Consider the following 749-nt stretch of genomic DNA (forward strand, 5'->3'; position numbering starts at 1 on the left):
GCTTTTCTGCAATAAAAAAGGCGTCATTCCTGACGCCATTTATTGGGGTTATAAATATTTCAACGAATACTGATGCCGGAAGCCGCTTTTTTGGTCACAATCACCGTACAGTCGGTGATATTGCCTGCCCCCTGATTGCCTTTCTGGAAAATCTTAAACTCCAGAGTGACGCTACCACCACCACTAGGCATATCAATAACTGCACTGTAACTACCGGGAATGGCCCCTTTAGTTTCTCTGGATGCGATTAATACGCCGTTTTTGCGAACTTCAAAACCATAACCCGTGTATCGCGTGCCTCCCGGGTTATTTCCGCTCCCCGGATCGTCATACGCTATACCGTTAAAAATAATGGGCGGAATAATAATCTGGCGGTCAAAGTTATGATCATCGCTGATGGTGACTGTAACCGTACCGTTTGGTGTTTCCGTGTTACCCCACGTACCGACTTTTTTCGGGAAGGCTTTTGATACAGCTTTAACGAAATCCCCTCTGACCTGGGTCGCCTCCAGCATGCCCTTAATCGTACAGTTCTGGTTAATCGTGACATTGTTGAGCGTTCCTGAGTTCGCATTCACACTGCCACTGATATCCGCATTTTTAGCGGTCAGCTTTCCGTCTGATGTCAGGGAAAATACCGGAGGACTGCCACCGCTGGTAATGGTGGGGGCTGTCAGGCGCTTCAGGAACACGTCGTTCATGAATATCTGGTTGCCCTGCGCCACAAACATCGGCGTTTCATTCCCGTT

Annotated in this window: 1 protein-coding gene; it reads right to left on the bottom strand. The window is 48.3% G+C overall.

Annotated features, from left to right (window positions below):
- Positions 1-59: 59 nt before the first annotated feature.
- Positions 60-749: phage tail tip domain-containing protein (locus ATB02_RS25705; protein ID WP_213077671.1), on the bottom strand; the 690-nt coding region annotated here is incomplete at its 5' end.

Source organism: Escherichia sp. MOD1-EC5189, assembly GCF_002966045.1.
In the GTDB taxonomy this organism is placed as follows: domain Bacteria; phylum Pseudomonadota; class Gammaproteobacteria; order Enterobacterales; family Enterobacteriaceae; genus Escherichia; species Escherichia coli_F.